23 protein-coding genes are annotated in these 24,682 nt (G+C 64.5%); 14 read left to right on the top strand and 9 right to left on the bottom strand.

Features of this window, described 5'->3' with window-relative positions; translation table 11 throughout:
- Positions 1–93: 93 nt before the first annotated feature.
- Entirely contained in the window at positions 94–378 is a 285-nt protein-coding gene (locus QA643_RS36685) for a hypothetical protein (protein ID WP_283030563.1), read from the bottom strand.
- A gap of 214 nt (positions 379–592) precedes the next feature.
- Here QA643_RS36685 and QA643_RS36680 point away from each other — a divergent pair, with 214 nt between their 5' ends.
- Complete coding sequence (locus QA643_RS36680) at positions 593–1,840, top strand: FAD-dependent oxidoreductase (protein WP_283030562.1); 1,248 nt, start codon at positions 593–595, stop codon at positions 1,838–1,840.
- Here QA643_RS36680 and QA643_RS36675 read toward each other — a convergent pair.
- Complete coding sequence (locus QA643_RS36675; protein ID WP_283030561.1) at positions 1,828–2,667, bottom strand: hypothetical protein; 840 nt, start codon at positions 2,665–2,667, stop codon at positions 1,828–1,830. The genes QA643_RS36680 and QA643_RS36675 overlap by 13 nt on opposite strands.
- Positions 2,668–3,090: 423 nt before the next feature.
- Here QA643_RS36675 and QA643_RS36670 point away from each other — a divergent pair, with 423 nt between their 5' ends.
- The 5 genes from QA643_RS36670 to QA643_RS36650 all read left to right on the top strand — a co-directional run bounded on the left by QA643_RS36670 (position 3,091) and on the right by QA643_RS36650 (position 8,518).
- Positions 3,091–4,008: an ABC transporter permease gene (locus QA643_RS36670; protein WP_283030560.1), complete on the top strand. Its 918-nt coding sequence runs from the start codon at positions 3,091–3,093 to the stop codon at positions 4,006–4,008.
- Entirely contained in the window at positions 4,005–4,886 is an 882-nt protein-coding gene (locus QA643_RS36665) for an ABC transporter permease (protein ID WP_283030559.1), read from the top strand. Before QA643_RS36670 ends, QA643_RS36665 begins: the two co-directional genes overlap by 4 nt.
- A complete protein-coding gene (locus QA643_RS36660) occupies positions 4,883–5,860 on the top strand; it encodes an ABC transporter ATP-binding protein (RefSeq protein WP_283030557.1) in 978 nt (325 codons plus the stop codon). The genes QA643_RS36665 and QA643_RS36660 overlap by 4 nt, the downstream gene beginning before the upstream one ends.
- Positions 5,857–6,807, top strand: coding sequence for an oligopeptide/dipeptide ABC transporter ATP-binding protein (locus QA643_RS36655; protein ID WP_283030556.1), 951 nt, complete (start codon positions 5,857–5,859; stop codon positions 6,805–6,807). The genes QA643_RS36660 and QA643_RS36655 overlap by 4 nt, the downstream gene beginning before the upstream one ends.
- 181 nt (positions 6,808–6,988) lie before the next feature.
- Positions 6,989–8,518: an ABC transporter substrate-binding protein gene (locus QA643_RS36650; RefSeq protein ID WP_283030554.1), complete on the top strand. Its 1,530-nt coding sequence runs from the start codon at positions 6,989–6,991 to the stop codon at positions 8,516–8,518.
- A gap of 73 nt (positions 8,519–8,591) precedes the next feature.
- On the opposite strand, the gene QA643_RS36645 is transcribed toward QA643_RS36650, so the two are convergent.
- Complete coding sequence (locus QA643_RS36645) at positions 8,592–9,173, bottom strand: CGNR zinc finger domain-containing protein (protein ID WP_283030552.1); 582 nt, start codon at positions 9,171–9,173, stop codon at positions 8,592–8,594.
- A gap of 115 nt (positions 9,174–9,288) precedes the next feature.
- On the opposite strand from QA643_RS36645, the gene QA643_RS36640 reads away from it, so the two are divergent.
- On the top strand, positions 9,289–10,182 hold the full coding sequence (locus QA643_RS36640; RefSeq protein WP_283030551.1) for a haloalkane dehalogenase: 894 nt from the start codon (positions 9,289–9,291) through the stop codon (positions 10,180–10,182).
- 6 nt (positions 10,183–10,188) lie between these two features.
- Complete coding sequence (locus QA643_RS36635) at positions 10,189–11,583, top strand: amidase (protein WP_283030549.1); 1,395 nt, start codon at positions 10,189–10,191, stop codon at positions 11,581–11,583.
- A 64-nt stretch (positions 11,584–11,647) separates the two neighbouring features.
- Here the strand turns inward: QA643_RS36635 and QA643_RS36630 are convergent, their stop codons facing one another.
- Positions 11,648–12,352, bottom strand: coding sequence for a glutathione S-transferase family protein (locus QA643_RS36630; RefSeq protein ID WP_283030547.1), 705 nt, complete (start codon positions 12,350–12,352; stop codon positions 11,648–11,650).
- Between the two features lie 109 nt (positions 12,353–12,461).
- On the opposite strand from QA643_RS36630, the gene QA643_RS36625 reads away from it, so the two are divergent.
- Positions 12,462–12,815 (top strand): helix-turn-helix domain-containing protein, encoded by a 354-nt coding sequence (locus tag QA643_RS36625; RefSeq protein WP_283030545.1) that lies wholly within the window; start codon positions 12,462–12,464, stop codon positions 12,813–12,815.
- Positions 12,816–12,927: 112 nt separating this feature from the next.
- Here the strand turns inward: QA643_RS36625 and QA643_RS36620 are convergent, their stop codons facing one another.
- Together QA643_RS36620 and QA643_RS36615 are read right to left on the bottom strand one after the other, a co-directional pair.
- A complete protein-coding gene (locus tag QA643_RS36620; protein ID WP_283030542.1) occupies positions 12,928–14,403 on the bottom strand; it encodes an amidase in 1,476 nt (491 codons plus the stop codon).
- A 69-nt stretch (positions 14,404–14,472) separates the two neighbouring features.
- Positions 14,473–15,438: a VOC family protein gene (locus QA643_RS36615; protein WP_283030541.1), complete on the bottom strand. Its 966-nt coding sequence runs from the start codon at positions 15,436–15,438 to the stop codon at positions 14,473–14,475.
- A gap of 146 nt (positions 15,439–15,584) precedes the next feature.
- On the opposite strand from QA643_RS36615, the gene QA643_RS36610 reads away from it, so the two are divergent.
- Positions 15,585–15,872 carry a hypothetical protein gene (locus tag QA643_RS36610; RefSeq protein WP_283030539.1) on the top strand — a complete coding sequence of 96 codons (288 nt, stop codon included), beginning with the start codon at positions 15,585–15,587 and terminating at the stop codon, positions 15,870–15,872.
- Between the two features lie 42 nt (positions 15,873–15,914).
- On the opposite strand, the gene QA643_RS36605 is transcribed toward QA643_RS36610, so the two are convergent.
- A complete protein-coding gene (locus tag QA643_RS36605; protein ID WP_283030537.1) occupies positions 15,915–17,654 on the bottom strand; it encodes an ATP-dependent Clp protease adaptor ClpS in 1,740 nt (579 codons plus the stop codon).
- A 490-nt stretch (positions 17,655–18,144) separates the two neighbouring features.
- On the opposite strand from QA643_RS36605, the gene QA643_RS36600 reads away from it, so the two are divergent.
- Positions 18,145–18,711: a thiamine pyrophosphate-binding protein gene (locus tag QA643_RS36600; protein WP_283030536.1), complete on the top strand. Its 567-nt coding sequence runs from the start codon at positions 18,145–18,147 to the stop codon at positions 18,709–18,711.
- The gene (locus QA643_RS36595; protein ID WP_283030535.1) at positions 18,708–19,310 is read left to right on the top strand and encodes a thiamine pyrophosphate-dependent enzyme; all 603 of its coding nucleotides are present in this window, start codon (positions 18,708–18,710) and stop codon (positions 19,308–19,310) included. Before QA643_RS36600 ends, QA643_RS36595 begins: the two co-directional genes overlap by 4 nt.
- A gap of 167 nt (positions 19,311–19,477) precedes the next feature.
- Here the strand turns inward: QA643_RS36595 and QA643_RS36590 are convergent, their stop codons facing one another.
- On the bottom strand, positions 19,478–20,401 hold the full coding sequence (locus tag QA643_RS36590) for a LysR substrate-binding domain-containing protein (RefSeq protein ID WP_283030534.1): 924 nt from the start codon (positions 20,399–20,401) through the stop codon (positions 19,478–19,480).
- A gap of 165 nt (positions 20,402–20,566) precedes the next feature.
- On the opposite strand from QA643_RS36590, the gene QA643_RS36585 reads away from it, so the two are divergent.
- Positions 20,567–21,799 (top strand): rhodanese-like domain-containing protein, encoded by a 1,233-nt coding sequence (locus tag QA643_RS36585; protein WP_283030533.1) that lies wholly within the window; start codon positions 20,567–20,569, stop codon positions 21,797–21,799.
- A gap of 42 nt (positions 21,800–21,841) precedes the next feature.
- Here the strand turns inward: QA643_RS36585 and QA643_RS36580 are convergent, their stop codons facing one another.
- Positions 21,842–22,561 (bottom strand): DNA-3-methyladenine glycosylase I, encoded by a 720-nt coding sequence (locus tag QA643_RS36580; RefSeq protein ID WP_283030532.1) that lies wholly within the window; start codon positions 22,559–22,561, stop codon positions 21,842–21,844.
- Between the two features lie 230 nt (positions 22,562–22,791).
- Here QA643_RS36580 and QA643_RS36575 point away from each other — a divergent pair, with 230 nt between their 5' ends.
- Positions 22,792–24,654, top strand: coding sequence for a DEAD/DEAH box helicase (locus QA643_RS36575; protein WP_283030531.1), 1,863 nt, complete (start codon positions 22,792–22,794; stop codon positions 24,652–24,654).
- Positions 24,655–24,682: the final 28 nt, after the last annotated feature.

Raw genomic sequence — 24,682 nt, 5'->3', positions numbered from 1 at the left:
CGATCGAATCGCGCAGTGCAGGCGTTCGCGAGGCGACGTGGGGACGCGTTCCCCACGCCGCGCGCATTTGAAAATGTCTGGACTCAACAGGAACTAGGCGAGGCCGTGGAGCAGCCCGCCGACATCGAGATGACCAACGTCGGCGCTGGCGCCGATCAGGGTCGGTGCGGAAACCGAGGCATCGACGCCGTCAAGCCCGGCGGACAGGTCGATGCTCGGGTTGGTTTCAATCACCGCGCCGAGATCGAGCGTATGCGACAGGTCCGCCGTGCCGCTGGCACCGGCCGAGGCGCTGCCGCTGACGCCGCCAACGACGCCGGTGGCGGTTCCAAGCAGGCCATCAACGGTACCGAGCAGGTTTCCGAGTAGTGCAGCCATGTAGTCAACTCCTATGAAGGTTGGCTGGAATGCGACGAGTGTCGCGCTGCACAAAGCTCCGAGAGTCAGAAAGGTTGCGGACTCACATGCGGCGTTTTGGTGATCATTTGTTGGGAAAGGAACTTCTGTTGGAAGCGGAACTTCCGATGTTGCCGGCCGGCGCTGCGCCGCCCATGATGCGAGCATCTCCTTGGCGAAGTGGTTGGGAAGACCGATGTTGGAAGACAAAACGGATGTCGTGGTGCTCGGTGCGGGCATCGTCGGCGTATCGACAGCCTGTGCCGCGCGCCAGCGCGGGATGTCGGTGGTCCTGATCGACCGGCGCGAGCCGGGCAGCGAAACGTCGTATGGCAATGCCGGCATCATCAGCAGCGGCTCGATCGCGCCGTTCAACAATCCCTCGCTGTGGAAGGTGCTACCGAAATACCTGACCAACCGTCACGCGGCATTGCGGTGGAATCCGTCCTGGGCGGTGCGCAACGCCGGTTGGGTCGCGCGCTTTCTCGCCGACATGTCGGCGTCGCGCTTCAAGCCGCGTGCCACCGCCTTGCACGGGTTGATCGGCGCCTCGGCAAAACTGCATCGCGAATGGATTGTGAAAGCCGAAGCCAGCCATCGCATCCGTGAAACCGGCTGGCTCAGGGCATGGCGCGGCGACGCGATCTCTGCAGCGAAGCAGGAGCAGGCGCTGCTCGCCGAATACGGCATCGCCAGCGAACTGCTCGACCGCCAGGCCATCTCCGCGCTCGAGCCGGATATTCTGCCTGTCTACAAAGTGGGCCTGCTGCATACGGAGACCGCCTCAGTCGATTCGCCGGGCGCCGTAGTCAAGGCCTATGCGCGGATGTTCGCTGGCGCAGGCGGCGATATCAGGCAGTCGGAGGTCAAGGCGATCGCGCCGGATGGCGATGGCTGGCGCGTGGTGCTAACGGGCGGCGAGATGTCGGCGCGCCATGTCGTGGTCGCGCTCGGACCGTGGTCCGCGGATATCCTTCGTCCGCTCGGCTATCGCGTGCCGCTTGCCTTTGAGCGCGGCTATCACCGTGAATTCAAGCCGAACCCCGCGCGTTCGTTGCGGCGGCCGGTCTATGATATCGACGGCGGCTTCATCATGACGCCGATGGAGCAGGGCATCCGCGTCACCTCGGGTGTCGAACTGACCGATCGCGACGCGCCGTCCTCGTTCGCCCAGCTCGACCAGGTGGTGCCGCTGGCGCGTGGCGTCATGGAGTTCGGCGATGCCGTCGGCGACCCCTGGCGCGGCGCGCGGCCGACGCTGCCCGACAGCCTACCGATGATCGGCCAGGCGCCGCGGCATGCCGGGCTGTGGCTTGCGTTCGGCAACCAGCACATCGGCTTCACGACCGGACCCGCGACCGGCGCTGCGATTGCCACCATGATCGGCGGCGCAGCGCCGCCCTACGACGTGACGCCGTTCGCGCCAGGCCGCTATATTTCCTGACGCCGCTGGCGCAGCGCCGCCGCCCCGGCAGCGAACAGCATCAGGAAGCCGAGCACGCCGCTCACCCCGGCCGTGACGAAGAACGGCTTCACGTCCGCGCCGTAGGCGAGGTCGAGCAGGATCGGCGGCGATGCGAGCGCGAGCTTGTTCTTGTGGTAGTGCTCGCCGACTGGCCCCGGCAGACCGTCACGTATCAGGACGCCGGATTGCGTCGTGATCTGGAAGGCCGGCGTCCTCGGCGACAGCATCACCATGCCGCCGCCACCGGGCGGCATATAGGCAGTCGCGTTGGTCTTCATGAAATAGACGAGCGGCTCGCCCGGACGCCAGTTCGCCGGAGTCAATGGAATGTAGCGGTCGAGCATCGTCGTGTCGGAAGATTTTCTGCCGAACTCGACGATGTATTCGGTGCGCGCGATGCCGGTGATTGTCACATGGGTCGATCGCGGCGTGTCGCCCTTCGACAGATCGAAGCTTTCGACGTCGACCGTTTCCATCGACTTCACATAGCCGTACCAGCCGGCCCCGGCCGCCACCGCGACGGCCAGGGCACCCAGCACGGCGAACAGCGCGGGCGATCCGCCGCCCTGGGTGGCACTGCGCAGTTGGTCCTGCATGCCGGTGAGCGAGACGAGCACGGCGGCTGGCGCGAGCAGGACCACCAACGGAACGATCAGCGTGAGCTTGAGCTGGTAGGAGCCGTAGTGCTCCAGCTGCCACTCGGCGGCCAGCCGGTAGAGCCCAGTGTAAGAGTACCATTCATAGAAAATATAAGCGCAGGCTGCCGCGATGTAGAGCCAGATGACCCACTTCAGAACGGACTTCATGATTCCCCCACGTCGCTACGGCTGCAAATGCGCGGCGCGATGCTCGGTCGGGATTGCGTCAACCTGCGGCTCGGACTGAGACAAAATTTGGAATGTCCGCGGAGCCATCTCGGCTCAGATCGCTCGAAAAATGGGCGTAGGCTTTCACAGGCCAGGCAGATGGCGTTCGACGCAACGCAGCGTCTTTTAATCCCGCGGACCTTGGCGCCAAATTTGCTTCCGGAATGGCCAAGTTTCTCAATCAAGGAGCCGCGAGAGATTGCATTCTGCATTGGCACACACATTGCACCACTGCAACCGGCGGTCGTCGCGGCGGGAAATCGTTGCAATCGTCTCTTGCATGGGGCGACAGTTTGGTGACACTTGTGCTTGCTTGGCCGGCTTGAGAACGTGGGTGCGATCCGTCGGCGCTGGAGTTCGTAGATGTTGCGTCTGATTGCCAGGCGTCTTGCTCTCGGGGTATTGGTCGCGCTGACCGTCATGACGCTTGCGTTCCTGCTGACGCGGCTGTCCGGAGATCTTGCGATTTCGATCGCAGGCCCGTCGGCGACGCAGGCCGACGTCGAGATCGTGCGCAAGGCCTATGGGCTCGATCGTCCGCTCTACGTCCAGTTCTTCGCCTGGACCGGCCGCGCCCTCGTCGGCGATTTCGGCCAGAGCTATTTCTTCAAGGATAGCGTCGCGAACCTGATCCAGAAGCGGCTACCGATCACGCTGACGCTCGGACTGGTCGGCTTGAGCCTCGCCTTGATCGTTTCGATTCCGCTCGGCATCCTCGCGGCGCTCCGCGAGAACACCTGGATCGATCGTGGCGTCACCATATTCACCATGGTCGGGCAGGCGGTCCCGAGCTTCTGGCTCGCCTTGATCCTGATGATCGTGCTCGGCCTGCAGCTCGGCATCCTGCCCATTTCAGGCACCGGCACCTGGCAGCATTTCGTGATGCCCGGCATCGTGCTCGCCTTCACCGCGATTCCAGCGCTGACGCGGCTGACGCGTTCCGGCATGATCGAGGCGATGGCCTCCGACTATATCCGCACCGCACGTGCAAAAGGCCTGTCGCGGGCGCGCATCATCTTCAAGCATGCGCTGCGTAATGCCGCGATTCCGGTGGTTTCGATCGCCGCGGTTCAGCTCGGCTTCATGCTCGGCGGCTCGATCGTGATCGAGACGGTGTTTGCGCTGCACGGCGTCGGCTATCTCGGCTGGGAGAGCATTGCCAAGAATGATTTTCCCGTGGTGCAGGCGGTGGTGCTGGTGCTGGCCGTGTTCTACATCGGGCTGACGCTGCTCGCTGATATTCTCAATGCGCTGCTCGATCCGAGGCTGCGAACGGGATGAGCGAGCCGCTTGCCATTCAGGCGCCGCAGCCTTCGGGCCTCGCCACGTCGCGGATCGGCACCGCCGGCTTTGCGATCGGCATCGCCATCGTCGCGCTGGTGCTGGCCGCGGCACTGATCGGCAATTGGCTGGTACCGGCGGACCCGTTCACCCAGGATCTCGGCAACCGCCTCAAGCCGCCGTTCTGGATGGAGGGCAGCCAGGCGGGCCACCTGCTCGGCACCGATCAGCTTGGGCGCGATTATCTGGCGCGGCTGGTCTATGGCGCGCGCATTTCGCTTCTGATCGGCATCATGACGGTCATCACGTCGGGGCTGATCGGCACCACGCTCGGCGTGCTCGGCGGCTTCTTCGGCGGCCGCGTCGACGACCTCGTGCTGTTTGCGATCACGACACGGCTGTCGATTCCGGTGGTGCTGGTCGCGCTTGCCGTGGTCGGGCTGATGGGATCGGGCCTCGGGCTGGTCGTCGCGACGCTCGGGCTGCTATTGTGGGACCGTTTCGCGGTGGTGGCGCGCGCCACCACCATGCAGGTCCGCAACCACGATTATGTCAGTGCGGCCTGGTGCGCCGGCGCTTCGACCTCGCATATCCTGATCAAGGAAATCTTGCCGAACATTGCGAGCCATCTCGCCGTGGTGGCGACGCTGGAGATGGCGCTGGCGATCCTGCTCGAAGCCGCGCTGTCGTTCCTCGGCCTTGGCGTGCCGCCGCCGCTGCCGTCCTGGGGGCTGATGATTGCGGAAGGCAAGGACTACATGTTCTTTTCGCCCTGGGTGATCATGATCCCCGGCGTCGCGCTGGCCGTCCTGGTGCTCGGCATCAACCTGGTCGGCGACGGACTGCGTAACCTGCTCGGCGCGGAGCGGCTGCGATGAGCGCGCTTCTGGAAGTCGAGGAGCTTCGGGTCACGTTCGGCCGCACCGCAGCGGTGCGTGGCACCTCGTTCCGGGTCGAGAAGGGGAAGACCCATTGCCTGGTTGGCGAATCCGGCTGCGGCAAATCGGTCACCGCGCTGGCGGTGATGAACCTGCTGGCGCGCGGCGGCCAGCGTTCGGCGAAACGGATGAGCTTTGCCGGCACCGATCTCACCTCGCTGTCGGACCGCGAGATGGCGCGCCTGCGCGGCAACCGCATGGCGATGATCTTTCAGGAGCCGATGACGAGCCTCAACCCCGCTTTCACCATCGGCTCGCAGATGGCCGAGGTGATGACGCGCCACAAGGGCGGCTCACGCAGCGCGGCGCTGGATCGCGCCGCCGAACTGATGGGGCGCGTCGGCATCACCGCACCGGGCATGCGGCTTGGCCAGTTCCCGCACCAGCTTTCGGGGGGCCTGCGCCAGCGCGTCATGATCGCGATGGCGCTGATGTGCGATCCCGAACTGCTGATCGCCGACGAGCCGACCACCGCGCTCGACGTCACCGTGCAGGCGCAGATCCTGCGGCTGCTTGCCTCGCTGCAGCGCGAGCTCGGCCTGTCGATCCTCCTGATCACCCACGACCTCGGCATCGTCGCGCGCGTCGCCGACCATGTGTCTGTCATGTATGCCGGCGAGGTAGTCGAGCGTGCCCCGACCGCCGAATTGTTTCGCTCGCCGCAGCATCCTTATACCCGCGGGCTTCTTTCCTGCGTGCCGGTGCCGGGCCGCATGCAGCGCGACAAGCCGCTCGGCTCGATCCCCGGCATCGTGCCGGCGATCGGCGAAGGGTTTGTCGGTTGTGCCTTTCGCTCGCGCTGCGCCCATGCCGATGAGACCTGCACCCGCGCCATACCGCGGCGGCCGGCGGGCGAGGCGCATGATTTTCTTTGCCGGCTCGAGCCGGGCTGGGCGGAGCTGCAACCCGCATGACCGCTGCGATCGAGGTCGAAAACCTCCGATGTGAATTTCGCGTCCGCACCGGCCTGATGGCGGCGGAAAAGCGCGTCGTCGCGGTCGACGATGTCACCTTCAGGGTGCCGGCCGGCAGCGTGCTCGGTGTGGTCGGCGAATCCGGCTGCGGCAAGTCCACGCTGGCGCGACTGATCCTAGGACTACTCAAGCCGACCGCGGGCACCGTGCTGGTCGACGGCAAGCGCCTGTTCGATCTTGACCGCAAGGCGCGCGCCCGGCTGATCCAGCCGGTGTTCCAGGACCCGTTCGCCTCGCTCAATCCGCGCCGGCGCATCAGGGATATCGTGGCGCTGCCGCTGGAGGCCCAGGGCAGTTTCTCTCGCGCCGAGATTGAGCGGCGCGTCGGCGGCATTCTCGAGCGCGTCGGCCTCTCCGCCGCGATGGGTGAGCGGATGCCCGCGCAGCTCTCCGGCGGGCAGCGCCAGCGCGCGGCGATTGCGCGGGCGCTGGTGCTGGAGCCGCGCATCGTGATCTGCGACGAGCCGACCAGCGCGCTCGACGTCTCGGTGCAGGCGCAGATCCTCAACCTGCTGGCCGATCTGCGCAGGGATCTCGGGCTGACCTATCTCTTCATCAGCCACAACCTCGCGGTGGTCGAGCACGTCGCCAGCGAAGTCGCGGTGATGTATCTCGGCCGGATCGTCGAGCGCAACGAGACCGACGCGCTGTTTCGCAACCCCCTACATCCCTATACCAAGGTGCTGCTGGAAAGCGTGCTGACGCCGGAACCGGGCCGCGGGGTGCCGGACCTCGGCCTCGGCGACGTCATGCCGGATCCCTCCAATATTCCGCCCGGCTGCCGGTTCAACCCGCGCTGCCGCATCGCGGTCGAGCGCTGCCGCCATGAGGCACCAGCGCACATGGTCCGTCCGCCCCAGGGAATGGTAGAATGTCATTTGGCATAGTCCTGCTGCGGCATAAGCCCCTCATGGTGAGGAGCGCGGAACGCGCGTCTCGAACCATGAGGCCCCGTCTGTGGCCTACATCCTTCGAGGCGCCCGCTCCGCGGGCTCCTCAGGATGAGGGCCTAACGGCTGTGCGCTGCAAAAATAACGGCGTCTGTAATGGAAAATAGTGGAGAGCGATATGCGCATGCAAACCAGGCTCGGCGTTGCAATTCTGGCGGCGGTTCTATCGGGCGCCGCTGCATTGCCCGCTTCAGCGCAAAAATCCGCCGATACGTTGCGCATCGTGATGCGCGACGCGCTGCCCAACATCGATCCCTTCTACAACAACCTGCGCACCGGCGTAGTGATGCATCATCAGGGCTGGGACGGGCTGGTCTACCGCAATCCTGACAGCTTCAAGATCGAGCCGCTGCTCGCCACTGAATGGAAGCTGCCCGATCCGACCACGATCGAATTCACACTGCGGCCGGGCGTCAAATTCCATGACGGCAGCCAGCTCACCGCCGATGACGTCGTCTACACGATCAACCTCGTGGCCGATCCGGGGAGCCGCGTGTCGACGCCGTCGAACTACAACTGGATCGACAAGGCGGAGAAGACCGGCGACCTTTCGGTTCGTGTCACGCTGAAGCGGCCGACCCCGGCCGCGCTGGAATATTTTGCGCTGGTGCTGCCGATCTATCCAAAAGCCTATCGCGAGAAGGTCGGCGCGGAAGGCTACGCCAAGGCGCCGGTCGGCGCCGGCCCCTACAAGATGACCAAGGTCGAGCCCGGCGTTTCCATCGACTTCGAGCGCTTTGACGATTACTGGGCCGGCAGCCCGAAGGGCAAGCCGGCGATCAAGAAGATGAGCGTGCGCTTCGTGCCTGATGCCACGACCGAGATGACGGAATTGCTTGCCGGTCGGGCCGACTGGATCTGGAACATGAATCCGGACCAGCTCGAAGCCGTGAACCGGATGCCGCATCTGCAGGCGGTGCGGAAGGAATCGATGCGGATCGGCTTTCTCTCGCTCGACGCTGCCGGCCGCACCGGCGCCGACAATCCGCTGACCAAGCAGAAAGTACGTCAAGCGATCTGGCATGCGATCGACCGCAAGGCGATCGCCGACAAGCTCGTCACCGGCGGCAGCCGCGTTCCCGCAGCGCCGTGCTTCCCCTCGCAGTTCGGCTGCGATGCCGAAGCGGCGGTGACCTACGACTACAATCCGGCCAAGGCCAAGCAGCTTCTCGCTGAAGCGGGATATCCCGATGGATTCGATGTGGAGCTTGCCAGCTACGTGCTGCCGCAATGGGGCTCTGCGGTCCAGAACTACCTTCATGCGGTGGGCATCCGCGCCAAGCTCAACCAGCTTCAGGTCGCGGCCCTGACCCAGCGCGCCAAGGCCGGCGAACTGCGGATGTATCTCGGAAGCTGGGGCAGCTACTCGATCAACGACGTCTCGGCCATCATGCCGAACTACTTCGACGGCGGCGCCGACGATTATGCCAGGGATCCCGAGGTGACGAAGCTGCTGTTGCAGGGCGGTTCGACCATCAATCCGGAGGTGCGCAAGGAGGCTTATTCGGCGGCGATCAAGAAGATCACCGAACAGGCCTACTGGGCACCGCTGCACACCTATGTGACGACCTACGGCCACTCCAAGCAGCTCGACTTCACGCCGTATCCGGACGAGCTGCCGCGGTTCTATCTGGCGAAGTGGAAGTAAGGCGGATCCTGAGGTCCGCATCAGCGGCTCATCCTCGGGCAATGCGAGCCATCTGCCCGGGGATGCATGGTCATCAATCACCGCGGCGCTGGCGGTCGCGATAGGCCCGGGTCTTCTCCCGGTTTCCGCATCGGTCCGATGAACACCAGCGGCGATTGCCCGGCTTGGAGCGGTCGTAAAAGATCCACTGGCACTCGTCGGAACTGCACATCTTCATACGTTCGAGCCTGCCGCTATCGGATAGGCGCACGAGTTCAGCCAAAACGGCTCCGAGTCCGCTGCTCGCGCGCCGCTCAAGCGGTCGCAAGTCGAGCGAACGTTTTCGGGAGGCCGTGACTAACAAGGGAAAGCGGGCGGCAGCGCGTTCAACATCGATGGCCGCCGCGCTCAGCTGCGTTGGCGAGGAACTGAGGAATTGCCTGAGGGCCGTCCGCAGCTCCAGCGCTTCGCGATGCTCGGCTGGCGAAACCCTTGCGCCGGGTTTCAACAGGCCGCGACTCTGAAGCCATCTTTCGAGCTGCGGCGGCGTCTCCAGTTCGTCGCCAGGCTCATGCGCGACACCCTGCTCAACGTATCGGCGCTGGTCGACCGAGTTCACGAAATCGTAGAGCAGCGCGACATCGCCGGGAACCGGGAATTTGTCCGAATGTCTCATGACACCAGCATAATAATTTTGCTGGTTTCTGCAACCGACACTGGTAAAACGCGTTAGCAGGTGTCAGAACCTGGCGCGAATGGTTCCGCACGGTTGAACAAGAGGAGTGTTCCCGATGACGTATCCCGCAATCTCGACCGAAGATGTGTCCTACCGGAAACGCGTTGCGGTGCTCGACAGCAACATGGCGTACGTCGACGTTGGCGAAGGCGATCCGATCGTGTTCCTGCACGGTGTTCCGACGCCTTCGTATTTGTGGCGTAACATCATCCCTTATCTGTTGCCCTATGGACGCTGCCTTGCACCTGACTATGTGGGCATGGGCAATTCCGGTCCTGCTCCTGACGGAAATTACCGGTTCTTCGATCATCGCCGCTATCTCGATAGCTGGTTCGAGGAGATGGGCTTGATGAAGGACGTGATCCTCATCGTTCACGACTGGGGCTCGGCGCTGGGCTTCGATTGGGCCCGACGCAATCCTGGGCGAGTCAAGGCGATCGCCTATATGGAAGGGATTGTGCGGCCGTTCGCGTCCTGGGATGAGTGGCCCGCGGCGACGCGCGCCTTCTTTCAGGGGCAACGGAGCGATCTCGGAGAGGACCTGATCCTCCGGCAGAATCTTTTCATCGAATATCTGCTTCCGCTGCGCCATATCAGCGAGGAAGCCATCGAGGTCTATCGGCGCCACTATCGCAATCCCGGCTTCTTGCGCATGCCGATGCTGGCATGGACGCGGGATCTGCCAATCGCCGGCGAGCCGGCGGACGTGGTGGCTATCGTCGAAGACTACGCGCGCTGGCTCTCGGCCAGCCCGATGCCAAAACTCTTTATCGACGCGGAGCCGGCCGGATTTCTGATCGGCGCACAGCGGGAGTTCTGTCGCTCCTGGCCCAATCAGCAGACCGTGATGGTCAAGGGGGCGCACTTTCTGCAGGAGGAAGCGCCCGACGATGTCGGCAAGGCGCTGGCTCGGTTTGTCGCGGATGTCCGCGCGGGAGCGATGGGCTGAGCGGCCATGAGACAAGTGCATTTCCTGGAATTGACTGAGCTGGCGGAGCTGATCCGCACGCGCGAGATATCGCCGGTGGAGGCGGCCCGTCAGCAGCTCGACCGGATCGCAGCACTGGATGGCAGGCTCGCGAGCTACGCTCTCGTCACGGCCGAGCGCGCGATGGCCGAGGCGCGGGTGGCGGAGGCCGACATGATTGCCGGTGATTATCGCGGAGCGCTGCACGGAATTCCGCTTGCCGTCAAAGACTTGTTCTGGACCGAGGGCGTTCCGACTGCGGCAGGGACGACGATCTACAAGAGCTTCAGGCCGGCCGAGGACGCCACCGCCGTGCGGCGTCTGCGCGCAGCGGGCGCCGTGCTGCTCGGCAAGCTGCAGATGACCGAAGGCGCCTATTCCGACCATCATCCCGAGATCACGCCGCCCCGCAATCCCTGGAATGCCGATTACTGGCCGGGCATCTCGTCAAGCGGGCCGGGTGTCGCGGTGGCAGCCGGGCTCTGCTTCGGGGCACTTGCCTCCGATACCGGCGGCTCGATCCGCTGGCCGTCGGCTGCCAACGGCTTGACCGGCCTCAAGCCGACGTGGGGACGGGTGAGCCGGCACGGCGTCTTCGACCTAGCGCCGAGCCTCGATCACGTCGGGCCGATGGCGCGCAGTGTCGCGGATGCCGCCGCGCTGCTGACGGCTATCGCCGGCGCCGACCCGGCCGATCCCACCGCATTGCAAGCGCCGGTGGCGAGTTTCGCGACGATGGCGAACGACAGCATTGGCGGTCTCAAAATCGGCGTCGATCGCAACTGGAGCCGCCGGGACGTCGATCCGCAAGTGGTTACGGTTCTCGATGACGCCTCGTGTGTGCTCACCGCGCTCGGCGCCGAACTCGTGGAAGTCCAGGTGCCGGATGTCACTCAGGCTATTGCCGATTGGGCTCCGAATTGCGCCGTGGAAGCGGCGGTCGCTCATCGGGCGACGTATCCGGCGCGCCGGGATTCCTACGGTCCGGTGTTGAGCATGGTTCTCGAGGCCGGAGGCGCCTTGTCCGGCCTCGACTATCAAGCGGTGCTGCTGCGGCGCATGGCTTTCCGCGGCCGCATGCGCACTCTGTTCGGAAAGATCGACCTGCTCCTTGTGCCAGCGCATCCGTTCGCGCCATTGTCCCTGAAGGCCATGGGGACGATGGGCCTGCAGCCGGAGCTGATCGCCTGGCTGCAGGCCTATACCGCCCCCTTCAACATGACGGGACAGCCGACACTGACCCTGCCGGGCGGGTTCAGCAGCGATGGCTTGCCGATTGCGATCCAGTTGGTGGCCGCGGATCTCGATGAGGCGATGCTGATCCGCGCCGGTATAGCGTTCCAGAGCGCGACGGACTGGCACCGCCGGCATCCGCCGCTGTAGCAGCGCTGCACGTCTGTGCAACGATCAGCGCATGGGATGCTGCTGGCCGCGCCGCATGATCGCCTCAATCACCGAACCGCTCGATAACGTCCGCGAGCAGGATGTGGCCGCTGCAAGCGCCGGAGCTCGAAGCCGTATCTCCGCTCTCCAAGGCCTTCGCATAGATGACGGCGGGGTCGGCTTCGATGCGCCGACGCAAAGCGGCGAGCTTCGGCCAGCGCGCCGGATCGGCGACTTGATGAAAATCGAGCCACCGCGCAACGCCGACCAGAATGCCGTCGGCCAGCGTCGGGCGCTCACCCGTGAGAAAGGGTTGATCTCCGATCATCGCTTCGAGCTTGTCATGCCGCTCGATCACGCGCGCGGCGCCGAACTCACGCAGAGACGACTGCATTTGCGGGTTCGGTTTCGCCATCTCCATCGCGGCCCACAGCGGCGAGAAGGCGCTGGTAAAACCTGTGTTGATAAAGCCGATCAGTTGGTGCATCCGGTCCGCTTCCGGCGAAAGCGGCGTGAAACTGATGCGCTGCTCGCTGTCTCTTGCCTCGAGCCAGGCGGCGATCGCGACCGTCTCGGTCAGCACCCGCCCTGCATCCGTGATCAGGACCGGCGTTTCATGCCGGGCATTGATGCGCGCATAGGACGGATTGCGCATCTCGCCGAGCATATCGACACGGCATAGCCGATAGGGTTTGCCAAGCCATTCGAGCGCGGCGACAAGCCCCATCGAGCTTCCGGCCGGGAAGCCATAGATGAGAATTGGTTCCATTGAGATGTTCTCCGTGATTTCTGCCGATCACGCTGCGCAGCGTCACTGGAATCTACGGATCGCGCTGCCCAAGTAAATTACGCACCTTTTTGTAACCACGAGCATTCAGATGAAAGATCTCGTCTCGCGCTGTCCGATCGAGGAAGTGATGCAGATCCTCAGCGGCCGCTGGCCCAGTCTGCTGATCTACTATCTGAAGCAGGGCACGAAACGCTTCAGCGACCTGCGCCGGGACAACCCCACCATCTCGCACCGGATGCTCACGCTGGAGCTCCGCAAGCTGGAGGACGCGGGCATCGTGGCGCGCAGCGAGTTCGAAGGATATCCGTTGCGCGTGGAATATGATCTGACAGCGGCCGGTCTCAAGCTCATGCCGTTGCTTGATGCCCTGGGAAACTGGTGGGACGCAACTGCCGCTGGCCGAAGTCAGGGCAGCACGCCAGCCGTCCCGGTGGCGAAATAGTAGCGGCACCGGCGGCAGGGCAGGATCAACACCGCTCCGGCTGCGGTGTTGGACGGTCCTGGATCGCTATTCGGTGGAGCTTCGGATCATTCAAGTACGACGCGCCTGCCGTTCACTCCTTCGTCACATGCACGCCCGGCCTCTGCCCCCCGTTCCACTTGCCGTCGATCGCGCGCTCGATCTGGGCGGCGAGCTGCAGCAAGAGGCCGTCATTGGCCTGCCTGGCGATCGCCTGGATGCCGAGCGGCAGGCCGTGCTCGTGAGTGGCGAGCGGCAGCGAGATCGCGGGGATGCCGCAGAGATTGGCGAGCGGGGTAAAGGCAAAATTGCGCCAGAGATTGCCGAACCAGTCGAGCACGTCGGGATTGTCGCTGATCGTGAGATACTCCGTCGTGCCCACCTTTGGTGTCGGCAGCGCCGTGATCGGGGTCAGCATGATGTCCCAATCCTCGAAGAACGTGCCGAAGCCGCGCGAGGTCGTGTTGAACACGGCCTGCATCTTTGCGCGGTCGGCGTAGCTCGTATCGCGGCCGTGCTGCCAGATCCGGATGTTGATCGGCTCGATCAGGTCCGCCGGCGGCTCCTCGAGCCCGCGCGCCGCCAGCATGTTGGAGATCACGACGGCAAAATTGCTGATGTAGCAGGTGGTCTGCGCCGCGAAAGCTGCGCTGTAGTCGATCTCGGGCAGGGCGTAATCGACGTGATGGCCGAGGCCTTCGAGGAAGCGCCCGGCTTTTTCCAGCTCGGCCGCGATGTGTGGCGTCGCTTCAAAGTCGCCCCATTTGTGCGACAGCGCGATTTTCAGCTTTCCCGGGTCGCGCGCGATCATCCGGGTATAAGGCTCCGGCGGACTCCAGAACGGCATGAACTCGCCCGGCGCCGGGCCGCGGCAGGCGTCGACGAAGACAGCGGTATCGCGAACGGTGCGCGACTGGCAGCCTTGAATGGAGACGAGGCCAGAGAGATCGGACAGCAGGGGCGACAGCGAGAACACGCCGCGCGAAACTTTCAGCCCGATATTGCCGTTGACGCCGGCCGGGATCCGGATCGAGCCGCCGCCATCGGTCGCATGCGCGATCGGCACCGCGCCGGCGGCGACCATCGCCGCGCTGCCGGCCGACGATCCGCACGTGGTGTAGTCGGTATCCCACGGGTTGCGCGTGACATAGACGGCGGGATTCTCCGCCGAGCTGCAGACGCCGAATTCCGGCGTGGTGGTGCGCCCGATCAGGTTGAGCCCGGCCGTGCGCAGCTTCCTGGTCAGGAAGGTGTCGGCGCTGGCGCGATTGCCGCGCATATAGAGCGAGCCCATTTCCTGCAGCCGGCCCTTCAGGGTCGGGCCGAGGTCTTTCATCAGGAAGGGCAGGCCGGCAAACGGGCCGTCGAGATTGGTGCCGTCGGTTGCGGGGTCAGTGACGGCATCGTCGAACACTTCGACGACAGCTGAGAGCGGGGGATCGACCCTGGCGATCGCGGCAGCCGCTTGCGCCGAAAGTTCAGCGGCCGTCAGTTCGCCTTTTGCGACACGCGTCGCCAGCGCAACGCCGTCATGTTGCGCCCATTCGTCCCAGCTCATCGGCAAATTCATGAAATCATCCTTCCCGGCACAGCTTTGACCCCGGCGCGGGGATGCTGTGGCTTATTCGTTATTGCGCCGTCAAACTTTGATCAGACGCACCTTGGTGCCCCAGGGGTCCGCCGTCTCAATTCCGTTGCTAATTGCCGCAGCCGGCGCACCGGCTTGCCGCAGCCGCTGCTCCTGCGCCTCCAATATTTCCGGCGCCGCGATTTCCAGCGAGAACCACGCAAGCCCGGTCGCCGCATCATCGCGCCATCCGGCGCCGGCGCTCTGCCAGACATTGATGCCGAGGTGATGGTGATAGCGTCCCGAGGAGAGGAATGCGGCGCCGGTCCGTTTGCGCGTCGGGTCGAAGCCGATCGTGCCGCCATAGAAGCGATCCGCCTGGTCGAGATCGCCGACACGCAGATGCATGTGGCCGATGCGCAGCCCTTCAGGCGCGCCGGCATAGTTGGACACGCGCGGATTCGTCAGGGCCAGCAGATTGTCAAAATCCAGCGGGTCAGTCGCCATCGCGACCGTCGCGCCGTCCCACTTCCACAGGTCAGGTGCGCGGTCAGCATAGACCTCGATGCCGTTGCCCTCGGGATCGTCGAGATAGACGGACTCGCTGACGCGGTGATCGGCGAAGCCGGAGAGCTGCACCTTGCTGGTCGCGGCATGCACCAGCCAGCGCGCCAGGTCCTTGCGCGTCGGCATCAGGAAGGCGGTGTGGTAAAGGCCAGCCGCGTTTCGCGGCTCGGTGGCGGCGTTCGGTCGCCGGCTGAGATCGAGTAGCGGCACGCCGCCCGCGCCGAGACGGGCGCCCGTTGGCGTGCGCTGCATGACAGTGAGTCCGATGGCGTCGCGATAGAAGTCGGCGACCAGATCGAGGTTGCGCACGCGCAAGGTCACCATGCCGATCCGCATCGGCGTCTGGCTCGCGAAGGTCGGCCCGCTGCCGCCCGCCGCGCCCTCCGCCCGTGCTGCCGCGGCCGCTGCTGCGGACAGCGATGAGACGCCGGCAAGATGAAGCAGCGTGCGGCGGGTCAGATCGATGGTCATGCGTGCTCCGTCTTCGATCCGCCTGGCGAAGCAAATACCGCGTCGGTTCGAATGCTCCGTAACGTCATGTCCAGGCTGGCGGGAACCATCGTTGCAGCAGAACGTTCCGCTCCGGGCAAGTTATTTTTCAGCCAGCGGAGACGAAAATGACCCGCGTCGCGGTAGCGATTCTTGCAGCGGTAATCGGAGGGAATGCAGCCTCAGCCCAAACCACGGCGGAATCGGCCGACAAGCAGGACACGGCGTGCACCACCACGTCACCGTCTGCGACGACGGGCCATGGAGAAGAGAAGACGCCGAACTCGCAGACTGTCGGCCAGAGCGCCGTGTTGCCTGATGCAGGTGGCGCGAACTCCGCCGCACGGACGGTGTGGAGCGGCAATAAGCCGCTGAAGGTCTCGCCGGATTGCCCGCCGGATTCCACACCGAAGTAGTGTCAGCAACCTGACTCGGTCAGGATCGGCATCTCAGCCCATTCATCCATCGATCGTAACGCTCTGCGTCCCTCCGAGCAGCTTGACGTTCAGCTTGCCGCTCGCGAAGAGCATGTCATCGAGTGCTTCGCCGAGATCGGGGGACTGTATCGTTGTGCCGCCGTCCCGACCGATGCTGGCTTGTGCTGTACGTCGCATCAATTCCTTGATAAAGGCAGCGCTGACGCCCTTGGTGCGACGTGTGGCCTCGCTGACGAGAGATTCATCGAGCGCCAACCCCTGGCCGTAGAGCTGGATCAGCTTCCTGCGACTGACGTCGTCGGGCAGCGGGATCTCGATCGCTTGGTCGATCCGGCCCGGCCGATCGGCCAGCGCGCCTTCGAGTTGCTCGGGTCGATTGGTGGTGAGGACAAAAAGGATGTCGGCATCCTCTTTCAAACCGTCCATTTCGTTGAGAAGCCTGTTCAGCAGGCTCTCCTCGCAAGGTCCTCCCATCATCTCGCGATCGCGCGCGATGAGATCGACGTCCTCGATCACCACCATGCTCGGCTGTAGGAGGCGGGCAAGGTTCATATAGGTGCCGAGCAGCGCGACCTGACCAGCCGTGATGATCAATGTCGTATGGCCGGCCAGGTTGCTGGCGAGGTACCGAATGGTATGCGTCTTGCCGGTGCCGGGCGGCCCATACAGCAGGATTCCCTTGCGGGTGGACTGTCCGAGCCGGCGCAGCTGCGTGCGGCCTTCCACAAAATGGAGGACGTTGCGGTCGAGCAGTTTCAACGTCGCCTCGGGCAGGATCACGTTGGCGCGTTCGATGCGCGGCAGCTTGTGAACCATGAGGCCCCGCGAGCTTCCGCGATAGCTCGCGTCGGCATCAAATGAAAGAACCTTGCCCCGATAGCAGCGCGCGGCGTCGACCGCTTTCTCGATGTCGGAAAATGAGCGCTTCACAAGCTCGGCACTTGCCGGCCCGGCAGGAGCCAGGATTTCGATGCGAACGCCGGTTTCTTCGCCGTGCTCGCGATGAGCCGACAGCAGCACCGCATAGTGCAGATCGTTATCGGTGGCACACAGCCATAATCCATTGTCGAGGCATTTCACCGGCTCGGCCTCGCCGATCTCCACATCCTGGTACTGCACTGGCGCGATGGCATGCGTAGTCTCGCCAAACCGGCTCAGCGAGGCGAATGTGAGTGTCTCGTAGCGGTGGCGCTCGTGAATGCCAAAGAAGCGAATTGGCGAGGCCGAAAACAACTTGTCCACCGCCGCTTGAACTTCCGGGCGCATATGTCCGGGAAATTGTCGCGATGTTGCGATCAGCTGGTCCCGAGGAACTTCGGCGAAGTGCCATTCAAGGGCTGCACTTGCAAAATTGAACTGCTTTGTTTGCGTGAGATCACGCAAATTGGCCGCAACGGCCAGGGTGCAGTCGTCGCAAATCAGCGCCGCGTTGCTCACCAGGCAGATCTGCTCACCGGCAAAATTCCCGCACAGTTTGCACCGGTCTCCTTGTAAGTCGCCACTGGCCTCGGCCTTGATCATCAACCGATGACCCGATGCCTCGATGCGCTCCTCGGAAACCTTCAGGAGGGCTTCAGCAACGGCGTGCGGATATGTTCCACAGACCGCTTTGCCCTTCATCTCGATTGCCGCCATCAATTCGATCGCGTCACCCAGCGACTGACTGAAGACAGAGCGGAGAAGGCCTATGACAAAATCCTGAGGAGTATCTTTGTCGTTATGGATGACGAGCCTGGTGTGACCAGTCTGGATGCGGTTCATCGAAAGCCCCCGAAATTGAATGGAAGCAGCGTGCCGAAATGCTTAGAACAAATCAAGAACATTTTTCGACTTGAACGCTGAAGTTGTATCGGCTGGTGCGGCGTTTTGGGCGCCAGGGCGCAGCGCCCGACGTACTTCTACAAGTTCTTGCGCTTACCGTCTCAAATCATCGGCACATTGACGATGTCGTGCGGAGGGCGCGCTTCGCGACCGCCGCAGCGATCGCGCTACGGCAATGCGAAATTGTATCCAACTGTCATGCCGAGGAATCCATGTCGACCGCTCGGCGCGATGGATTGCTTTGCGGGCCTGTCATCGGGGGCGCCTGCGCGCGACCCGGTGGCTCGTAACGTCTGAAGAGAGCGTCACCCCACTCCAGCCTTTCAATTTTGCGATAGAAGCCATGTCCACATTCAAATTCCTTGACTTCCGGCCGCGCTCTATTGTCCGCGCAACTCAACTGTAGGAATCGCAGAGGAAACCGGGCCCGATGGCGGAAGCAGCAAAATCACGGGGCGAGGCGACGCCGGCACTGCCGACGTGGCCGGATGAGATCTATCGCGTGCTGAAGGACGCCGGCATTCGCCAGGTCGCGATGGTGCCGGATGCGGGCCATAGCCGCCTGATCCGCGCCTTCGAGGCCGATCCCGAGACCCGTGTCGTCACGTTGACAACGGAGGAAGAGGGCGTGGCGATGCTCGCCGGCGCGTGGCTCGGCGGCGAGCGCGGCGTGCTGCTGCTGCAGTCGAGCGGCGTCGGCAATTGCATCAACATGCTGTCGCTGCCGGTGATCTGTCACATGCCGCTATTGATGATCGTCACCATGCGCGGCGACTGGGGCGAGTTCAACCCATGGCAGATCCCGATGGGGCAGGGCACGCGCCCTTCGCTCGAGGCCATGGGCGTGATCGTCAACAAGGTCGACGAACCTGACCTCGTCGCCTCCACCGTGCAGGGCGCGGCGAACCTTGCCTTCAACACCTGGAAGCCGGTGGCGGTGCTGATCGGCCAGCGCGTGCTCGGCGCCAAGAACTTCAAGGAGCTTGCCCGCAAATGACCAGCAATCCGAACGCGCTCCTGCACCGCCGCGACGTCGTCAACGAATTGTTGCGTGACCGCGCCGATCTGCTCGTCATCGCCGGCCTCGGCGCGCCGAATTGGGACGTCTCGGCCGCCGGCGATCATCCGAACAATTTTCCGCTGTGGGGGGCGATGGGCGGCGCCTCGATGATCGGGCTTGGCCTCGCGCTGGCGCAGCCCAAACGGAAGGTGCTGGTCATCACCGGCGACGGCGAGATGCTGATGAATGTCGGCTCGCTCGCCACGATTGCGGTCGAGGCGCCGAAGAACCTCACCATCGCCGTGCTCGACAATGAGCGGTTCGGCGAGACCGGCATGCAGAAAACGCCGACCGCTTCCGGCGTCGATCTGTCCGCCATCGCGAGCGCTTGCGGCATCCGCACCTCGCGCATCGTCCGCACGATGGCCGAGGTGACCGAGCTGCGCGAGCTCGCCCATGCCGGGCGAGGGACGGCATTTGCGCAGATCAAGATCAATCCGGAGGCGTTGGTGTTCGTGATGCCGCCGGCCGATGGCGTGATTCTCACGACGCGCTTCCGGCAATCGGTGCTGGGCGACGAGGCGCTGTTCAATTGACGCGCGGCGCTACCGCCGAACTCGTCATGCCCGGGCTTGTCCCGGGCATCCACGTCTTTGGTGTCACCATACAGGAAAGACGTGGATGGCCGGGCATAGGCGAGCGGAAAGCGACGCCGTCCTTCGGACGGCTACGCCCGGCCATGACGAAGAGCGAATGTGCGGCACTACGCCGTCATGTTGATCTTCCAGCGCCCTTGCCGGGAGAGTTCCTGAATCTCCGAGACGATCAGCGTCGCAATCGTCGTCGTGGCGATCGAGGGCGGATGGGCGATCGGCGAGGCCAGGATCAATTCACGGGAGACCGATGGATTGACCGCCGCCATCTCCAGCCGTTTTGCCGCGACCTCCGTGCGGATCGCCGACGGCGGTAGCAGCGTATAGCCGAGCCCTTCCTCCATCAGGCTGATCTGCGCGCGATAGGAATCGACCTCGATCATGGCCTCGAGCTTCAGCTTTTCGCGCGCCAGCGCCTTTTCCAGCAGCGCCCGCAAGCCGTGCGAGATGCTCGGCAGGATCAGCTTCTGCTTCGCCAGCCATTTCAGGTCGACCTGCTTGCGCTTGTTCAGCCCCGACCCCGGCGGCCCGACCGCGACGATATCCTCGCGCCCGATCGACTGGACCTGCAGATGCAGATCGACCGCGGGGCCGTAGATGATCGCGAGATCCATTTCGCCGCGATGCAGCCACTCGACCAGATGTCCGCCATAGCTTTCGACGAGACGCAGCGAGATGTCAGGAAACTCGTCGAGGACGCGGCGGGCGAATCGCCCGGACAGCACCGCGCTCACCGTCGGCACCAGCCCGAGGATGACGCGGCCCGATGGATTGCCGTTGGCCGATTTGAGGTCGTCGCTGACCTGCTCGATCTGGCGAATGAGACCGGTGGTGCGGTCGAGCAGCATGCGGCCGGCGCTGGTCAGCAGCATGCCGCGCCCATTGCGGACGAACAATTCGACGCGAAGCTCGTGCTCCAAGAGCTTGATGTGCCGGCTGAGCGCGGGTTGCGCGGCGCGCAGCCGGTCGGCCGCCTTGCTCAGGCTGCCGAGCTCGGCGACGGCACGAAAGGTGCGCAATTGTTTGAGGTCCATCGAATCCCCGGCCGCTGGTCTGACCGGCAATCATATGCCGGTTCAGGCAGGTCGGTGCAATCGGTCCAATGCGGCGCGGCATGAGAGCCAATACCTTCCCGGCGGTGACGCGCGCATCGCGATGCTGCTAAAGGAGGAACAATCCCCATCCGGAATCCAGCGTTCATGACCGTACCGTCCGTAAGCCCTTCGCAAGTCCGCACCGCGCTGCTGCTGCGCGAGGAAATCGCGCTGCTCGATGTCAGGCATGAGGCCGTCTTCGCCACCGGCCATCCGCTGTTTGCCGCCAACATGGCGGCTGGCCGCATTGCGCTGGAGGCGGAGGCCCGCTTGCCGGGCAAGGACGTTCTGATCGTGCTCTATGATGGCGGCGAGGGCCTTGTACCTGACGCGGCGGAGCGGCTTAGGGCGCTGGGTTACAGCAACGTTCGCCAGCTCGACGGCGGACTGCAGGGCTGGAAATCGGCTGGCTATGAGCTGTTCGAGGACGTCAACTCCTACGCCAAGGCGTTCGGCGAGCTGGTCGAGGCGCGGCGACACACGCCTTCGCTGGCCGCCGAAGAGGTCAATGCGCTGATCGCTGATGGCGCCAATATCCAGATCCTCGATGTCCGCCGCTTCGACGAATACACCACCATGAATATCCCGGGCTCGATCAGTGTGCCCGGCGCGGAGCTGGTGCTGCGCGCGGGCCGCGCCGCGCCCGATCCTGAGACCACCATCATCGTCAACTGCGCCGGCCGCACCCGCTCGATCATCGGCACCCAGTCGCTGATCAATGCCGGTGTTACCAATGAAGTCCGGGCGCTCCGCAACGGGACGATCGGCTGGACGCTGGCCAAACAGAAGCTCGAACATGGCGCCGGCAGGCGCGGCGAGATCGGCGCAATCGCGGGGGCCGAAGCCAATGCGCGCGACGTTGCCTATCGCGCCGGCGTCCGCCACATCGGCCTTGCCGAAATGGTGGCACTGCAGGCGCAGGCCGATCGCACGCTGTACCGCTTCGATGTCCGCGCGGAGGAAGAATACGCCGCAGGGCATCTCTCCGGCTTCCGCCACTACGCCGGTGGTCAACTGGTGCAGGAGATCGACATGGCTGCGCCCGTGCGCGGCGGGCGCATCGTGCTGACAGACGATAGAGGCGTCCGCGCCGACATGACCGCATCCTGGCTCGCCCAGATGGGCTGGGAAGTCTACGTGCTCGAAGGTGGCTATGACGGCGCGCTGGAGGTCGGTCCGCCGCAGGTGATCCCGAGGCCCGATCCGTCACACCGCTATCGCCGCCCCTATGAAGGCACCGACGTCAAGGAAAGCGCGATGCAGGCCTATCTCGATTGGGAATACGGCCTCGTCGAACAGCTCCGCCGCGACGGCACGCACGGATTCTTCGTGATCTGAGCGCACTTGTCTCGCCGCAGCTCGAAGAGCGAAGGCGGATCATTATTCGTCACCACCCATCATGCTCTCGAGCCGCTCCGCCGAATAATTCTCCCCAATCGACAGCGCGCAAATCCGCGACATCTGCACGTAGCAAAGCCCGCTCTCCTCGGCCCAAGCGTTGAACTGCGCCTGCACCTTGGCGAGGTCGCGCTTGGAGGTGACGGTCTCGGCAATGTCGAGCCCGGCATCGCGCAGGCACAGCACGACATCTCGCGACGTGACAAAACCGTCCCAGCCGAGGAAGCGCAGCATCATCTGGCCGGTATTACCGCCGAGCCGGCTGCCGCGCTTGGCCAGCAGTTCGAGCAGCGCGGCCTCGTCGGACGAAGGCCAGTTCGCCAGAAACTTGCCGAAGCTGCCATGCTCCTTGGCGATGTCGCGGACGAAGCTCGCATTGGCGCGCACCGACATGATCTTGGCGCCGTTGCGGACGATGCGGGTGTCCTTCATCAGATCGTCCCAGAATTCGTCCGGCTTCAGCGACAGCGGGCCCGGCTTGAAGCCGAGAAACGCCTTTTCGAAGCCCGGCCACTTGCTCTCGATCACGCTCCAGGCAAAGCCCGCGCAAAACACCCGCTTGGCCATTTCGGCGAGGATCCGGTCGTCGCCGAGCCTGGCGAGGGCCTTCGGATCGGGCTTTGGCGGCAGCAGTTTGGCGAGCCCCTTGGGCCCGCCCTTGCGCTGTTCGGCGCGGGCCCGAATGGTCTTGAACGCGGTCACGGTGGCGGCCCCTTTCGGTAAATTCCCCTCAAAACCAGTCTAGAAGTGATCGGCGGATCTGCAAAGAATGGATGGCGCGCGGGGTGAAATTCGCCTAAAGCATCCCCATCTCACCCACATCCGTCGGGCCGTGCCGCTTCGCGTCATTCGCGCAAGCTTCGAGCCGTTTCGGTTCCGGAGCGATACTCAACATTTTACGGCTCATCGAGCCAAACAGGACCTAATTTCTCGTGACATTCCTGACTACCCACCCGCCGCTCGCGCGAGCCTTGGCGGAGCGCAATTTCGAGTCCCTGACGCCGGTGCAGACGGCGGTGCTGGCCGATGACGCCGATGGCCGCGACCTGCTGGTGTCGGCGCAGACCGGCTCGGGCAAGACCGTCGCCTATGGTCTCGCCATGGCATCGAGCCTCCTCGACGGGACAGAACGGCTCGGACCGGCCGCCGCGCCCCTTGCCTTGATCATCGCGCCGACCCGGGAGCTGGCGCTTCAGGTCCATCGCGAGCTCGCCTGGCTGTACCGGCACGCGGATGCCCGCGTGGTTTCCTGCGTCGGCGGCATGGATCCGCGCCGCGAGCAGCGCGAACTGTCCCACGGCGCCCATATCGTGGTCGGAACCCCGGGGCGGCTCTGCGACCATCTGCGGCGCGGCAAGCTCGATGTTTCGGAGTTGAAGGCGATCGTGCTCGACGAGGCCGACGAGATGCTCGATCTCGGCTTTCGCGAGGACATCGAATCGATCCTGCAGGCGACGCCCGAGAGCCGCCGCACGCTATTGTTCTCGGCGACCCTGCCGCCCGGCATCGTCGCCCTGGCAAAGGAGTACCAGCAGGATGCCTTCCGCGTCGAAGTCGCGGGCGATGCGGGCGGCCACGCCGATATCGAATATCGCGCGATCCGCATCGCCGCCGGCGACGTCGAGCATGCCGTCGTCAACCTGCTGCGCTTCTACGAGTCGCCGGGCGCGCTGGTGTTCTGCAACACCCGCGAGGCGGTGCGGCATCTGCAGGCGACGTTGCTGGAGCGCGGCTTCTCGGTGGTGGCGCTATCGGGCGAATTGACCCAGAACGAGCGGACGCAGGCGCTGCAGTCGCTGCGCGACGGACGCGTCCGCATCTGCGTGGCGACTGACGTTGCCGCGCGCGGCATCGACCTGCCAAAGCTCGATCTCGTCATTCACGCCGACCTGCCGAACGATCCGGAAGTCATGCAGCATCGCTCGGGGCGCACCGGGCGGGCCGGCCGCAAGGGCGTCAGCATCTTGCTGGTGCCGTCGGCGCGGCGTCGCCGCGCCGACATGCTGCTCAAGCTCGCCGGCGTCGACGCGGCGTGGGGCGTCGCGCCGCAGGCCGACGACATCCGAAAGCTCGATCAGGAACGGCTGCTGCGGGACGATGTGTTCACCGCGGAGACGACGACCGAAGATCAGGCGCTTGCGCAGGCGCTGCTTGCCGAACGGCCGGCCGAGGAGATTGCCGCCGCGCTGGCGCGACTCTATCGCGCGCGCCTGCCTTCGCCCGAAGACATCGCCGATCCCGGCGAGGATCGCGTCAAGTCACGCGCGGAACGCGCGCGCGAGCGGGCGGATCGCGAGACCGGGCGCGGAGCGAAGCCCGGAAAGTCTGCGGCGCGCCACCGCATGGCGGAAGACAGCGTGTGGTTCACCGCTGCGATCGGCCGCCGCAAGAATGCCGAAGCGCGCTGGCTGTTGCCGATGCTGTGCCGCCGCGGCAGCATCAAGAAGGAGGACATCGGCGCCATCCGCATACTCGATAGCGTCACCGAGTTCGAGATTTCCGCGCGCGTCGCCAGCCGCTTTGCCGCGCGCATCCGCCGTCCCGACAAGGAAGACAGCATCCGCATCGAAGCGTTGCAAGATGCTCCGCCGCCCAATGCGCATCGCGAGCAGAACGAGAAGCCGGACCGCAAGAGCGGAAAGCGGCCCGATAAAGCGGGGTTTGACAAGAAGACGCGTTACGATACCAAGGGACACCGAGACAAGCCGGCTCACGCCGGAAGGCCGCGGCATGAAGGCGGGGCGCCGGCGAAGGCCGCGTTCGGAAAGAAGAACAAGAAGAAGTTTCGCGGCTGATCGTTGGTAGGCCAAAGGCGCCGCGCCA

The sequence above is a fragment of the Bradyrhizobium sp. CB3481 genome (assembly GCF_029714305.1).
GTDB lineage: Bacteria > Pseudomonadota > Alphaproteobacteria > Rhizobiales > Xanthobacteraceae > Bradyrhizobium.
Note: the sequence above shows the minus strand (reverse complement) of the source record. Positions and strands in the feature narration are given on the sequence as shown.